At 69.9% G+C, this 14779-nt stretch carries 11 protein-coding genes; 9 read left to right on the forward strand and 2 right to left on the reverse strand.

The features are described 5' to 3' along the window. The first annotated feature begins 18 nt into the window (after positions 1-18). The 3 genes from ADK57_RS24025 (at position 19) to ADK57_RS24035 (ending at position 4545) form a co-directional block, all read left to right on the forward strand. Positions 19-2235, forward strand: a complete 2217-nt coding sequence (locus ADK57_RS24025) for a protein kinase domain-containing protein (protein WP_234390396.1) — start codon at positions 19-21, stop codon at positions 2233-2235. Positions 2236-2608: 373 nt separating this feature from the next. Then, positions 2609-3205, forward strand: coding sequence for an HD domain-containing protein (locus tag ADK57_RS24030; protein WP_107091635.1), 597 nt, complete (start codon positions 2609-2611; stop codon positions 3203-3205). A gap of 245 nt (positions 3206-3450) precedes the next feature. Continuing rightward, complete coding sequence (locus tag ADK57_RS24035) at positions 3451-4545, forward strand: lytic polysaccharide monooxygenase auxiliary activity family 9 protein (protein ID WP_053751613.1); 1095 nt, start codon at positions 3451-3453, stop codon at positions 4543-4545. 325 nt (positions 4546-4870) lie between these two features. On the opposite strand, the gene ADK57_RS24040 is transcribed toward ADK57_RS24035, so the two are convergent. Next, positions 4871-5869, reverse strand: coding sequence for an acetylxylan esterase (locus ADK57_RS24040; protein WP_053751614.1), 999 nt, complete (start codon positions 5867-5869; stop codon positions 4871-4873). Positions 5870-6137: 268 nt separating this feature from the next. Here ADK57_RS24040 and ADK57_RS24045 point away from each other — a divergent pair, with 268 nt between their 5' ends. The 6 genes from ADK57_RS24045 (at position 6138) to ADK57_RS24070 (ending at position 12758) form a co-directional block, all read left to right on the forward strand. Next, positions 6138-7133 (forward strand): ABC transporter permease, encoded by a 996-nt coding sequence (locus ADK57_RS24045; protein ID WP_053751615.1) that lies wholly within the window; start codon positions 6138-6140, stop codon positions 7131-7133. Further along, positions 7127-8008 (forward strand): carbohydrate ABC transporter permease, encoded by an 882-nt coding sequence (locus ADK57_RS24050; protein ID WP_053751616.1) that lies wholly within the window; start codon positions 7127-7129, stop codon positions 8006-8008. The genes ADK57_RS24045 and ADK57_RS24050 overlap by 7 nt, the downstream gene beginning before the upstream one ends. A 100-nt stretch (positions 8009-8108) precedes the next feature. Continuing rightward, a complete protein-coding gene (locus tag ADK57_RS24055; RefSeq protein ID WP_199830671.1) occupies positions 8109-9746 on the forward strand; it encodes an extracellular solute-binding protein in 1638 nt (545 codons plus the stop codon). Continuing rightward, a complete protein-coding gene (locus ADK57_RS24060) occupies positions 9743-10057 on the forward strand; it encodes a hypothetical protein (RefSeq protein WP_053751618.1) in 315 nt (104 codons plus the stop codon). The genes ADK57_RS24055 and ADK57_RS24060 overlap by 4 nt, the downstream gene beginning before the upstream one ends. After that, entirely contained in the window at positions 10054-10737 is a 684-nt protein-coding gene (locus ADK57_RS24065; protein WP_053751619.1) for a hypothetical protein, read from the forward strand. The genes ADK57_RS24060 and ADK57_RS24065 overlap by 4 nt, the downstream gene beginning before the upstream one ends. Beyond that, entirely contained in the window at positions 10734-12758 is a 2025-nt protein-coding gene (locus ADK57_RS24070) for a beta-galactosidase (protein ID WP_053751620.1), read from the forward strand. Before ADK57_RS24065 ends, ADK57_RS24070 begins: the two co-directional genes overlap by 4 nt. On the opposite strand, the gene ADK57_RS24075 is transcribed toward ADK57_RS24070, so the two are convergent. Further along, positions 12752-14770: an alpha-glucuronidase gene (locus tag ADK57_RS24075; protein ID WP_053751621.1), complete on the reverse strand. Its 2019-nt coding sequence runs from the start codon at positions 14768-14770 to the stop codon at positions 12752-12754. The genes ADK57_RS24070 and ADK57_RS24075 overlap by 7 nt on opposite strands. Positions 14771-14779 lie beyond the last annotated feature (9 nt).

Genomic DNA, 14779 nt, shown 5'->3' on the forward strand with positions numbered 1-14779 from the left:
CGACACAGGGGAATTGCGATGGGCGACCGGAACATGCCGGTGAGCACCGGGGAATCGGAGTCCATCGGGTCCATAGGCGGCTACGCCCTCGTCGACCGGCTCGGCAACGGTGGCATGGGCGTCGTCTACCTGGCACGCGCGGCCTCCGGACGCCAGGTCGCGGTCAAGGTCGTCCACACGCAGTACGCGCAGGACGAGGAGTTCCGGACGCGTTTTCGGCAGGAGGTCGCGGCGGCCCGCCGGGTGAGCGGCGCGTTCACCGCCCCCGTGGTGGACGCCGATCCGGACGCCGAGCTGCCGTGGATGGCCACCCTGTACGTGCCGGGCCGCACGCTGGAGGACGTCGTTGCCAAGGAAGGGGCGCTGGGCGGGCGCGAGCTGCGCACCCTGGCCCTCGGACTGGTCGAGGCGCTGCGGGACATCCACCAGGCGGGCGTGGTGCACCGGGACCTGAAGCCGAGCAACGTGCTGATGGCCGAGGACGGGCCGCGCGTCATCGACTTCGGGATCTCGCGCGCCGCCGACAACCAGGCACTCACCGTGACCGGACGGCTGATCGGCACCCCGCCCTTCATGTCCCCTGAGCAGTTCGCCTCACCTCGGGACGTCACCGCCGCCTCGGACGTGTTCTCGCTGGGCTCCCTGCTGGTGTACGCGGCCACCGGCAACCGTCCCTTCGACGGCGGCAGTCCGTACATGACGGGCTATCAGGTGGTGCACGAGCAGCCCGCCCTGGACGGCGTGTCCGAGCCCCTGCTGAGCGTCGTCGAGCGCTGCCTGGACAAGGATCCGGGCACCAGACCCCAACTGGCCGAGCTGCACCGGCTGTTCAGGACCATGCCGGACACACCGGACACGCCGGGCACCCCGGCCCTGCCGGGTCCGCCGACCGTCCCGGGACACCGGAGGGCCTCCCGGGGGGCCGGTGCCAAGACGGGCGTGGCCGGCACCGGCCGCCGTGGCCGCCGCCTCGTGGTCCTCGCCGCGGCCCTGGCCGTCGCCGCGGTGTCCGCGTCGGTGTACCACCTGGTGTCGAGCCCGGAGACCACCGAGGACCCGCCCGCTGCCGGCCGTCCCTCCTCTCCCACCCCGGCGCTCCCCGTCGGCTGGCAGCCCTGGCAGACGAACCTCACCCGAGCCGTGCGGGACGACCCCGTGAGCATCAACGTGGGCAGCGTGGACTCCGGCTGTGTGTCCGGCGGATCCTCCCTGTACTGCGCGGGCACCGGTTTCACGGTCGCCCGCCTCGACGTCGCCTCGGGCCGTGTCGCGTGGCGGTTCGGCAGCAACTCCCAGGCCGCCGAGCGGCCCCTCGGCGTGCGCAACGGGATCGTGTACACGTACGAGCAGCCGGACGAGGTGTACGCAGACCAGCGAGTGATCGCCCTCGACGCCGACACCGGGAAACGCGTCTGGACCCGCACGGTCGACGCGAGTCATCGCGTCGCCCTGTTCGACGGCGGCGTCCTGACGGTGTCGGACGACACGAAGGAGTTCGTCGCCTTCAACGCCACCACGGGCAAGGACCTGTGGCGCACCCCGGCCAAGTCGTCGGCCGGAACCTCCTGCGGCCCGATGGTTCTGGACGGCGCCCCCTACGGCGTGTGTGCCGACGCGAACGACCCCACCACGGGCCCGACCGGCTTCCTGCGCCTCGACCCGACCGACGGCACGGCGCACGAACTCGACCCGCTGCCCGAGGGGGCGGAGTCGCTCGGTGCCGTCGACGGGCAGCCGCTGTTCCTGCTGCAGAAGAGCGCGGAGTACCAGTCGGACGACGGCCGGGACGAGGCGTACACCACCCTGTTGCGGGTGAACCCGACCAACGGCACCGTCACCCGGGTCCCCCTGGCGGGAGCCCCGCGCGGCACGGCCACCGTCATCGACGGCACGGTGTACTTCGTGCGCCCCGACGGGACCGTCACCGCGGTCGCGGTGGCCGACGGCACCCGGCTGTGGCAGCAGGGCACCCAGATCGAGAACCTGTCGGCGCCGGTGCGGTCGACGAAATACGACGCGCTCTACTTCGCCAACCGTTACGGCCGCCTCCTCGCGCTCGACCGCGGGACCGGCGCTCAGCGGTGGACCACGGACAAGCTCGACGACCCCGGGGACTCGGCGGAGAACACGATCCCGAGCCTGTTGCTCGTGAAGGACGCCATCGTGGCGGTGGCGGGCGACACGGCCTTCTCCGTACGCCCGGGCCGTCCGTCGCCGACGGCCACCACGAACTGACCACACCGCCGACCGAGCCGTCCGGCTCCCGCCTTCGCCCTGACCTGTGCTGTCCGGCTCCCGCTCTTGCCGCGACCTGTGCCGCCTGGCTCCTGCTCTTGCCCCGACGTGTGCTGTCCGGCTCCCGGTCTTGCCGCGACCTGTGCTGTCTGGCTCCTGCTCTTGCCCCGACGTGTGCTGTCTGGCTCCTGCTCTTGCCGCGACCTGTGCCGTGTGGCTCCTGCTCTTGCCCCGACGTGTGCTGTCTGGCTCCTGCTCTTGCCCCGACGTGTGCTGTCTGGCTCCCGCTCTCGCCGCGACCCGCGCCGCCCGGCTCCCGCCCTCGCCGCGACCCGCGCCGCCCAACTCCCGCCCTCACCCCTACCCTTGCCGCGTGAGACCCCCCGACCTCCTGCACCGAGCCCTCCACGACACCGGCCCCGGAGATGCGCCCCTGCGCCCCCTCCCGGACGAGGTCGCCCTTCTCCTGCGCGAGCTCGACGCCCCACCGCGCCTGGCAGCACACCTGAGGGCCGTGCACGACGTCGCCCACCAGCTCGTCGGCCGGGTGGGAGAGCAGCACCCGGGTCTGCCCCTCGACCGCGCCGCCGTACTCTTCGGCGCGGCCACGCACGACATCGGCAAGACGGCCCACGTCGCCGAACTCTCCGGCCCGGGTTCCGCACACGAGGAGGCCGGCCGCGCGCTGCTCCTGGCCCGGGGCGTCAGCCCGGAGTTGGCCCGCTTCGCTGGCACGCACGCCGACTGGAATCTCCCGGATCTCGGCATCGAGGACCTGCTCGTGAGCGTGGCGGACAAGATCTGGAAGAACAAACGCGTCCCGGAACTGGAGGACCTGGTCGTCGGACGGCTGGCCACGGCGAGCGGCCGGACGGTCTGGGAGGAGTTCCTGGCCTTCGACGACCTCCTCACGGCGATCGGCGAGGGAGCCGAGGCGCGACTGGCCTTCCAGGCGTCGTACCCGGTGTGACGTCCGCACGCCACCACTGACGGCACCGATGTCCCGAGCGCCGCAAGCGCCGAGGTGCGGCCCTTGTGCGCCAGACGTTTACAAGTCGGCCGCTCGGCGCTAGCTTCCCCAGAAGGTGGGGTGGGAGCGCTCCCATGCGGTGGACCGGAACCCGCCCCGTGGTCGCCCCCACCCCCCGCATCCGCACATGTATCCGCAGACACGCATCCACCCGGCCCGTACCTCAAGGAACGGACTGATCTGTCATGATCATGACAACACCAACGGGGTCCCCGGATCCCGTGCGGCGATTAACGCCCCCCACCCGCGCCAGAGCCCTCTTCCTCGTCCTCGTGGCCCTGCTCGCGACGATCCCGGCGCTCAGCCTGGTCGTCACGGCCGGCGGCGAGGCGGAGGCCCACGGCACCCCGATGAAGCCCGGCAGCCGCACCTTCCTGTGCTGGCAGGACGGCCTGACCGACACGGGTGAGATCAAGCCGATCAACCCGGCCTGCAAGAATGCCCAGCAGGTCAGCGGCACCACGCCGTTCTACAACTGGTTCTCGGTGCTGCGCTCGGACGGCGCGGGCCGCACCCGCGGCTTCGTGCCGGACGGCGAGCTGTGCAGTGGCGGCAACACCAACTTCACCGGCTTCAACGCAGCCCGCGACGACTGGCCGCTTACCCACCTCACCTCGGGGGCGAGCGTCGACTTCTCGTACAACGCCTGGGCCGCGCACCCGGGTTGGTTCTACGTCTACGTCACCAAGGACGGCTTCGACCCGAAGCAGACCCTCACCTGGGACGACATGGAGGACCAGCCCTTCCTCAGCGTCGACCACCCGCCGCTCAACGGCAGCCCGGGCACGGTCGAGGCCAACTACTCCTGGAACGGCAAGCTCCCCGACGGCAAGTCGGGACGGCACATCATCTACATGGTCTGGCAGCGCTCGGACAGCGCCGAGACCTTCTACTCCTGCTCCGACGTCGTCTTCGACGGTGGAAACGGCGAGGTCACCGGTATTCACGAACCGGGCAACCCGACGGAACCGGTGCCGGGCACCTGCACGGCCACCCGCAAGACGACCGGGAGTTGGAGCGGCGGCTACCAGTCCGAGGTGACCGTCACCAACTCCGGCGACGTGCCGATGCTGGGCTGGATGGTCGACTGGACGCTGCCGAGCGGCCAGAAGGTCGAAAGTCTGTGGAGCGGCAACGCGACATACACCGGCCAGGCGGTGATGGTCCACAACGCCGACTGGAACGGGTCGCTGGATCCGGGGGAGAGCACGACGTTCGGATACGTCGTCTCCGGCTCCGGCGGTGACACCGCGACGACGCTTCCCTGCCGGGTCGGCTGAACCGGCCCCGGCTGAGCAGTCGTCACCTGAATCGCCGTTCTGAACCTCCGCTCGGGGCGGACCCGGTGGACTGTGTGCCACCGGGTCCGCGAGCCGGCCGGGCGTGGGGGGAGAACGTCCGGCCGGGTGGTGCGGGCTCGTGGTGAGACCTTGGTGCGACAACGTTGTCCGATGGTCTGTGCATGACTCTACCGCCCCAACGGACAACGATGTCAAGCTGGTTGGGTGCTGGGCCGTTCAGCGCCCCGCCGCGTGGCCCCGAGCACCGTATATGGGAAGACCATCGCGGGAGTGAAACTGCCGCAGGACGCGGACCTGCCCGTGTTCACGTCGGCCCTGGGCTGAACACGCCTGCGAGCCAGTCGAGTTGGCGGCGTACATGCACGGCGTCGCCGCCTTCGTGGCCGTTGTAGGGATAGGCGTGGATCTCCTTGCAGGGATCCGCGTCGGCCAGCTCCCCATAGCGGTTGAACGCGGCGTACGCCCCGCTCGGCGGGCACACCGTGTCGCGCAGGCCCACCCCGAAGTGCGCCGGGGCCTGTGCGCGCCGGGCGAAGGAGATGCCCTCCAGATAGGACAGGGTGCGGTATGCGGCCTGTTCGGCGCCCCGGTGCACGGACAGGTACGCGGTGATCTCGCCGTAGGGGGCCGCGTCGGTGAGGTCGAGGGCGCGCCGGATGCCGCACAGGAAGGGGGCGGTGACCAGGGCCGCCGCCAGGTCCGGCACCAACCCCGCGACAGCGAGGGCCACGCCGCCGCCCTGACTGTTGCCGACGACCGCGACGCGCGCGCCGTCCACCCCGGGCAGCTCCCGCACCGCGGCGACCGAGCGCACGGCGTCCGTGATCAGGCGGCGGTAGTGGTAGTCGTGCGGGGTGAGCAGGCCGCGTACCGCGGGGCCGGGGCCGCCGGGTGCGCCCGCGTGCGGGTCGGGGGTGTCGCCGCCGCAGCCGTACTGGTCGCCCTGGCCCCGGTTGTCCATGAGCAGATGCGCATACCCCGCGTTCACCCAGGTCAGCCGCTCGTGCGGGAGGCCCCGCCCGCGGCCGTAGCCGGCGAACTCGACGACGGCCGGCAGTGGTTCGCGCACCCCGGCGGGCCTGCTGTACCAGGCGCGGACCGGATCGCCGGCGAAGCCGCGGAAGGTGACGTCCCAGGTCTCCGTCAGCCGTAGACCGCTCTCCACGGGCCGGGCCGACACCACCGGGTCCGTCTGCCCGGCCTCCTTCAGGGTGCCGAGCCAGAACTCGTCGAAGTCGGCGGGCTCTTCGGGGGCCGGTCGGTAGTGCTCGAGCTCTCTCAGGGGCAGGTCGAACGCGGGCACGGCGGCACCTCACAGGCGTCAACGGGGCGGCTCGGTCCGATCGTTGCGGTCGTATGGCAGAAAGTTCCGATGTGACCACGCCGATCTCTTCATCTCTTCCACCCTCGTCCCGAGGTGAATCCAGGGCGGCACGGTCGCCTCACGACTCAACATCCCCGTGTGCAGCTCCCATTGACAGCGCTTTCTGCTGCCCCTAAGTTGCCGCGAAGTTACCGGTAAGAGCTCGAAAGTTTCGGTTTCAGCGTCCCATGCCCCGGGAGGCCCGAGCATGAGCACGTCCACCACGTCGGCCCCACCACCGGGCACCCAGGACCCGCCGCCGGCCCGGGCCGCACCCCGTCGCCGTCCGCGGAAGGCCGCGCGCACCGGCTGGCGGCGGGCCCTGCGCCGAGACTGGCAGCTGTACTCGCTGGCGATCCTGCCGTTGCTGTTCTTCCTGGTCTTCCGCTATCTGCCGATGATCGGCAACGTCATCGCCTTCCGCCGCTTCGAGCCGGGCGGCTCGATCTTCGGCGAGCAGTGGGTGGGGCTGCGCTATGTGCGCATGTTCCTCACCGACCCCACCTTCTGGCAGGTGTTCCGCAACACCCTGTGGCTCGGCGGGCTGACGCTTCTCTTCTGCTTCCCGATCCCGATCGTGCTCGCACTGCTGCTCAACGAGGTGCGCAGACGCTCGCTGAAGCGGTTCGTGCAGTCGGTGTCGTACCTTCCGCACTTCCTGTCCATCGTGATCGTCGCGGGTGTCACGATGCAGATGCTCGCCACGGACGGCCCGGTCAACCACGCCCTCGGCTGGTTCGGGCACGATCCGATCCGGTTCATCCAGGAACCGGAGTGGTTCCGCACGATCTACGTCGGCTCGGAGATCTGGCAGACCGCCGGCTGGGGCACGATCCTCTACCTCGCCGCGCTCACCACGATCGACGAGGACCTGTACGAGGCCGCGCGCATCGACGGTGCCAACCGCTGGCGGCAGATCTGGCACGTGACCCTGCCCGGCATCCGGCCCACCATGATCACGCTGCTGATCCTCAACATCGGCACGTTCATGGCGGTCGGCTTCGAGAAGGTCCTGCTGCTGTACAACCCGCTGACGTATCCGAAGGCCGACGTGATCTCCACCTACGTCTACCGGACCGGTGTCGAGTCCAACAGCTTCAGCTACGCCGCCGCCATCGGCCTGTTCGAGGCGATCATCGGCCTGGTGCTGATCACCTCCGCCAACCAGCTCTCCCGCCGCACGGTGGGGACGAGCCTGTGGTGAGCGTCCACCGGCCCACGCGTGGCCACCGCGTCTTCCAGGGCGTCAACGGGGTGATCCTCACCCTGGTCGTGGTCGTGACCCTGTATCCGTTCGTCAACATCGTCGCGCGGTCCTTCAGCGGAGAACGCCAGATCCGGGCGGGAGAGGTGTCGTTGTGGCCCAAGGGCTTCAACCTCACCACCTACAAGATCGTCTTCCAGGACTCGATGTTCTGGCGGAACTACGGCAACACGGTGCTCTACACGGTCGTGTCCACCACCGTGGCCATGGTCCTGACGACCTGTTATGCGTACGTCCTGTCGAAGAGACACCTCAAGGGGCGCACCGCGCTCGTCGGCATCGCCGTCTTCACCATGTTCTTCACCGGCGGTCTGATCCCGAACTACGTGCTGATCAGCAGCCTCGGCATGAAGAACACCATCTGGGCGCTGGCGATCCCGAACGCGATCAGCGTCTTCAACCTCCTGGTGATGAAGGCCTTCTTCGAGAGTCTGCCGACCGACCTGGAGGAGGCCGCGCAGATCGACGGGCTGAGCACGTACGGCATCCTGCTCCGCATCGTGCTGCCGCTGTCCAAGGCGGTAGTCGCGACGATGATCCTCTTCTACTCGGTGGCCTTCTGGAACTCCTGGTTCGCGGCATTCCTGTACATGGACAGCACCGAGCTGATGCCGGCCACCGTCTACCTGCGCAACCTCATCTCGGGTGCCACCCAAGGCGGCAACGCCGGTGCCGCCACGGATCAGCTCAGCCAGGTCGGGGCGAACATCCAGGCGGTCACGATCGTGCTCACCGCGCTGCCGATCCTCTGCGTGTACCCGTTCGTCCAGCGCTACTTCGTCTCGGGCGTGATGCTCGGCGCGGTCAAGGGCTGACGGTCACCGGACTGACGCCCCCTCAACTCACTTACGGAACAAGGGAGTATCCGTGAAGAACGCAGGACGGAAGAACGCGGGACGGAAGAACGCCGGACAGTTGTCGAGGCGTCAGATCCTCTCCGCCGCAGGTTTCATAGGCCTCGCCACCCTCACCGGCTGCGGCAGCGGCGACGACGGCGGGGACTCCAAGGACCTTTCCAAGAAGCAGAACGGCGCGATGAAGGAGTACCGCGCCGGCCAGCAGTTCAAGGCCGCCAAGCCGCTGTCCTTCTCGCTCCTGCACAACAACAACCCGGTCTATCCGACGAAGGACAGCTGGCTGTTCTGGAAGGAGGTCACCAAGCGCACCGGGGTCACCCTGAAGCCGGTCGACGTCCCTCTCGTGGACTACGAGAAGAAGCGCAGCGTCCTCATCGGCGCGGGCGACGCCCCGTTCCTGATCCCCAAGACGTACCACCCGGCGGAGGCCGCCTTCGTGTCCTCCGGCGCGATCCTCCCGGTCAGCGACTACGTGCACCTGATGCCCAACTTCCGGGCGAAGGTGAAGAAGTGGAGTCTGGAGCCGGAGCTCGACTCCTTCCGCCAGGCCGACGGCAAGTACTACCTGCTGCCCGGCCTGCACGAGAAGGTCAAGTCCGGCTACTCGCTGTCCTTCCGCACGGACGTCCTCGACAAGCTCGGCCTGAGCCTGCCCACCACCTGGGACGAGGTGTACGACGTCTTCAAGGCGCTCAAGGCGGAGTACCCCGACCGCTACCCCTTCTCCGACCGCTGGAGCATCAACACCCCGTACCCCGTGGCCTCCCTCCTCAGCTATCTCGGCCAGGCGTACGGCGTCCGGGCCGGCTGGACGTACGACAACATCAGCTTCGACTCAAAGGCGCAGAAGTTCGTCTTCACCGGAGCGCAGGACGGCTATCGCCAGATGGTCGAGTTCCTGAGAAAACTGGTCGCCGAGAAGCTGATGGACCCGGAGAGCTTCACCCAGACCGACGACGCCGCGGTGCAGAAGCTGCTGGGCGAGAAGTCCTTCGCGATCAGCGCCAACCCGCAGGAGCTGGTGCAGAACTACCGCTACAACCTGGAGAAGCAGGTCGAGGGCGCGAAGATCGAGATGGTGCCGGTGCCGCTCGGACCGGCGGGCCCGGTGGTGTTGGGCGGCAGCCGGCTGGAGAACGGCGTCATGATCTCCAGCAAGGCACTCAAGAGCGACACCTTCGTCGCGATGATGCAGTTCGTGGACTGGCTCTGGTACTCGGACGAGGGCCAGAAGTTCTGCAAGTGGGGTGTCCAGGGCGTCACTTACACCGAGTCGGGCGGCGAGCCCAGACTGGAGCCCGGCATCAGCCTCATGGGTTCCGATCCGGACGCCCCGAAGGACCTGCAGAAGGACTACGGCTTCTTCAACGGCGTCTTCACCTACGGCGGCAGCTGGGAGCTGGTCTCCTCCTCGTTCGGCCCGGACGAGAAGAAGTTCCAGGACGCCATGGCCCAGCGCACAGAACTGCCCGTCTCCCCGGCCCACCCGCTCCAGTCCGTCGAGCAGGAGCAGGCGACGCTCTGGGACACCCCGCTCCGCGACCACGTCACGCAGAACACGCTCAAGTTCGCCCTCGGCAAGCGCCCGCTGTCCGAATGGGACGACTACGTGACCGAGTTGAAGGCCAAGAACATGGACCAGCTGGTCGACGTGCACAACAAGGCGTACGACCGCTTCAAGAAGGAGAACGGGTGATCCGTTTGCCCGCCGAGCGGAGTGGCCGGTTCTCCGACGCCCGGACGGCCTGGCAGCGGATGGCCGGCCCGCCTTCGCCCCGCCCGCACCAGATCGACGTACTGCATGAAGCCGCCGAGCCCGCCCGGCGGCACCTGAGGCCGCCTGCCACGGACGGCCGGGTGGACCTGGACCTGGATCCGGACCTCGATCCGGACCTGGTCCAGACACTGAGCCGCCACGAGGTCACCCTCGTCGAGGTGCCCCCCGTCGAGGACGAGGCACCGCCGTGGACGGTCGAGCGGCGGCTGCTCGGAAGGGAGCCGCGATGAGTACGAGCACGTCCGTCACCTTCGGGGAGGGCGCCCTCTCCCGCGCCGCCGCCCTGATCCACACCCTCGTCACCGTCGAGGCGCTGCTGCTCCTCGCCGCCGCGCCGGGCCTGGCGGGACTGCTGCTGGTGGGCCCCGACGCCTCCAACCTCCCCCTGGCGGCCGTATGCCTGCTGCCGCTCGGCCCGGCCCTGTCCGCCGCCCTGTACGCCCTCCACCACCGCGACCGCGACCTCGCCGACCTCCACCCGGCCCGCACCTACTGGCGCGGCTGGCGGCTCAACGCCCTTCCGGCGCTGAAACTGTGGACGCCGCTGCTCGCCTGGCTGACCGTCGTCGCCTTCACCCTCACCCACTTCTCCGCCACCGGCCTCCCCGGCTGGTGGGCGGTACTGCTGGCGGCCATCGGAGCCGGCTCCCTCCTCTGGGGCGCACACGCCCTGGTGCTCACCTCGCTGTTCGCCTTCCGCGCCCGCGACACCGCCCGCCTCGCCGCGTACTTCCTGTTCCGGCACGGCCGCGCCACCCTCGGCGCCGCCTCGCTGCTCGTCCTGGTCGCCGGACTGACCGCCCTGCTGACCGAGGCGCTGCCCGCCCTGCTCGCCGCCCCGCTGCTGCTGTCCCTGCTGCACAGCGGCCGCCCGGTGATCGCCGAGACCCAGGAGGACTTCACCGTATGACCGTGCCAGGCACCCCCAAGATCCCGTACGGCGGTGACTACAGCCCCGAGCAGTGGCCGGAGCCGGTCTGGGACGAGGACCACCGCCTGTTCACCCGGGCCGGCATCGACACCCTCACCGTCGGTGTCTTCTCCTGGTCGCTCACCCAACCGGCCGAGGACACCTACGACTTCACGATCCTCGACCGCATCCTCGACCGCGCCGCCGCCGAGGGCCGCCGGGTCTGCCTGGCCACCGGCACCGCCGCCCTCCCGCCCTGGGTCGCGAAGAAGTACCCCGAGGTCAACCGCACCGACTTCGAGGGCCGGCGTCACCGCTACGGCCAGCGCCACAACTTCTGCCCCAGCTCGTCGACATACCGCCGACTGGCCACGGCCATGGCGGACCGCATCGCCGAACGGTACGCCGAGCACCCGGCGTTGCTCGCCTGGCACATCAACAACGAGTACGGCGGCGTCTGTTACTGCGAGCGGTGCGCCGATGCCTTCCGGGAGTGGCTCCGCGAGAAGTACGCCACCCCGGACGCCCTCAACGACGCCTGGTGCACCACCTTCTGGTCCCACCGCTACACCGACTGGGCCGAGATCGAGCCGCCGAACGCCCTCACCGAGCACTGGCGCGGCCCCGACCACACCGCCTTCCAGGGCACGACGCTCGACTACTTCCGCTTCACCACCGACGCCCTCCTCGGCTGTTTCCTCGCCGAGAAGGAGGTGATCCGCGCCCACGACCCGGACACCCCCGTCACCACCAACTTCATGGGCATGTTTCGCCCCCTCGACTACCACCGCTGGGCGCCCCACCTCGACTTCGCCTCCTGGGACAGTTATCCGCCCCTCGACGCACCGCCCACCTGGCCCGCCCTCGCCCACGACCTGATGCGCGGCCTCAAGGACGGCGCCCCCTTCTGGCTGATGGAACAGACCCCGTCCACCACGGCCTGCCGTGACGTCAACCCTCTCAGGCGTCCCGGCGAACTCCGCCTCGCCACCTTCCAGGCCGTCGCCCACGGCGCCGACGCGGCCCTGTACTTCCAGATGCGTGCCTCACGCGGCGCCTGCGAGAAGTACCACGGCGCGGTCATCGGCCACGCGGGCCGCGACGACACCCGGGTCTTCCGTGAAGTAGCTGGCGTCGGAAGGGAGTTGGAGCTTCTCGGGGATACGAGTCTGGGCGCCCGCACCCCGGCCCGCACCGCCCTGCTCTTCGACTGGGACAGCTGGTGGGCCCTGGAGATCTCCGACGGCCCCTCCCGCCTCGTCCGCTACCAGGACACCGTCCACGCCTACTACCGTGCCGCCCGCGAGGCCGGCGCCGACGTGGACGTGGTCCCCCAGACCGCCGACCTCACCCCGTACGACGTGGTCCTCGCCCCCGTCCTCCACATGGTCAAGGGCGACCTGGCCGCCCGCCTCGAAGCGGTGGCCGCGCGCGGCGGCACGGTCCTGGCCACCTTCCTCTCCGGCCGCGTCGACGAACACGACCGCGCCTTCCTCACCGACGTCCCCGGCCCGCTCGCCCCCCTCATGGGCATCCGCGTCGACGAGTGGGACTCCCGACCGCAAGAGGTCGTACAGCCCGTGGAGCTGGGGGAGTCGAGCTGCGAGGCACGCCTGGTCTTCGAGATCGTCCTGCCTCGCGGCGCCGAACCGATCGCCACCTACGGCGCCGACTTCTACGCGGGCACGCCGGCCGTGACCCGGAACCGGTTCGGCGAGAACGGCGGCGAGGCCTGGTACGTCGCCACCGCCCTCGACCAGCCGGGCGTCAACGAGGTCATACGCCGCATCCTCACCCGCCACGACCTGATCGGCCCGTACGCCGACCACGCGACCGTGGAGACGGCGACCCGCGTCGCCCCGGACGGGACCCGCCTGGTCTTCCTCCTCAACCACGCCCCCGAACCGGCCGACCTGACGGCCCACACCTCCGCCACCGACCTGCTGACCGGCAAGCGGGTCGAGCAGGGCGACCCGCTGACCCTCGACCCGCTCGGCACAGCGATCCTGCGGATTCAGTAGATGCGCCGCCCATGTGCGTCCGGCACTCCCGACTTCCGGAAGAAGTAGCTGTTGATCTGATCGCGCCACTCGCGGGCACTGCGGAGCTGCTCCTCGTACCGCTCCGCGACCCGCGCGTGGCGTGCCGGGTCGACGAGGCCGCTGAGTGAGGCCCACACCTCACGGGCCTCCTCCACCTCCGTCACGCCCTCGAAGTGGGTGTCGTAGATGTGCTGGATCACCGTCTTCCCGCTGTGCAGTACGTGGTCGTACGACACGTGGTGGAAGAACAGCAGCAGCTCGTCGGGGCAGGTGTCCGTCGACTCGTACGCCTCGGACCAGGGCTTGGCGTACTGCGCCGCGTAGCCCGTGCCGGTCGCGGCACTCCGGTCGACGCCGATGCCGTCCCGGTCGGCGAAGTGGTAGGTGCCCCAGGGGCTGTACTCGTAGCCGTCCACGCCGGGCCCGTAGTGGTGCCCGGGCTGCACCATGAAGCCCACGCCGAGCGGGGCGGTGTACTTCTCGTACGTCTGCCAGGAGCCGGCGAGCACCTCGCTCAGAGAGGCCGTGAGCCGGGCACCCTCCCCGGTCTCCCCGGTCTCCTCGAACTCCTCGGGCGTGAAGGTCAGCTCGATCCACTCGCTCAGGAACCGGTAGGGATTCGCGTCCGGCTGCCAGGCCAGCCGGCCGAAGGTGTACAGGTTGGCCTGCGCCAGCGGATGTCCGGTCCAGAACGGGTCGTCGCCCGCGTTGGACACCGCCACCAGGCCGCCGCGCGCCAGGGACCCGACCTCCGTGTCCCCGTCCGGCCGGAACCTCAGCACCTCGCTCCACATCGGCCCCAGCCAGCACACGTGCCGCTGCTGCCCGGTGTACTCCTGGGTGGCCTGCACCTCCACCGCGAGCCGGGTCCGTGGCATCGCGCCGATCAGCGGCGAGACCGGTTCGCGGACCTGGAAGTCCAGCGGCCCGTGCTTCACCTGGAGGACGGCGTTGTCGGCGAACTCCCCGTCCAGCGGCGTGAAATGGTCGTACGCGGCCCGCGCCCGGTCGGTGGTCCGGTCCCGCCAGTCCTGCCGGTGGTTGTAGACGAAGGCCCGCCAGTGCACGGTCCCGCCGTACGGTTCGAGCGCGGCGGCCAGCAGGTTCGCTCCCTCGGCATGGCTGCGGCCGTACGCGAACGGGCCGGGCTGTCCCTCGGAGTCGGCCTTCACCACGTACCCGCCGAAGTCGTCGATCTCCTCGTACACCCGCGCCGTCGCCTCGGCCCACCACGCCCGCACCGATGCGTCCAGCGGATCGGCCGTCGGCAGCCCGCCGAGCACCATCGGCGCGGCGAAGGTGACCGACAGATGCGTCCTGATGCCGTACGGCCGCAACGCACCCGCGATCTCGGCGACTTCACCGATCCGGTCCGTGAGCAGACGTGCCTCGGTCGCGTGCACGTTGACGTTGTTCACAGCGACGGCGTTGATCCCGCAGGCGGCCAGCAGCCTGCCGTACGCCCGCACCCTTTCCAGGTCGCCGCGGGCCCGCCCGTCCGCCCAGAACAGCGACCCGCCCGCGTACCCGCGCTCCACCTGGCCCATGACCGGGTGCACGGCCACGTTGTCCCAGTGGTCCAGCATCCGCAGCGCCATTGCGGGGCGGTGCGCCTGCTTCTGCCGGTCGTGCCGGAACGCCTTCTCCCCGAGCCGCACGACATGGAACAGGCCGTACAGCAGCCCGGACGGTCCGTACGCGGTGACGGTCGTACGGCCGTCCCTGCGCAGGCAGGTGAAGCCCTCGTTCCCCAGGTCCTCAGGCCCGTCCAGCTCCAGCACCAGGTCGTACGACGAGTCGCCCGGCCCGCAGTCGCGTACGACCCGCCCCCCGAACCGGGCGCAGGCCTCCGCCACTTCCCCGTGCACCGTCTCCACCGTCGGACCCGATCCGCTGATCAGCGTCCGCCGGCTGCCGAGCGGCCGGAAGGCGGCCGACGGCAGCCAGGCCGGATCGACACCCTCGGGCAGGACGGGCACGGGAAGCGACATGAAACCCCC

The sequence above is a fragment of the Streptomyces sp. MMG1533 genome, from assembly GCF_001279775.1.
Lineage (GTDB): Bacteria > Actinomycetota > Actinomycetes > Streptomycetales > Streptomycetaceae > Streptomyces.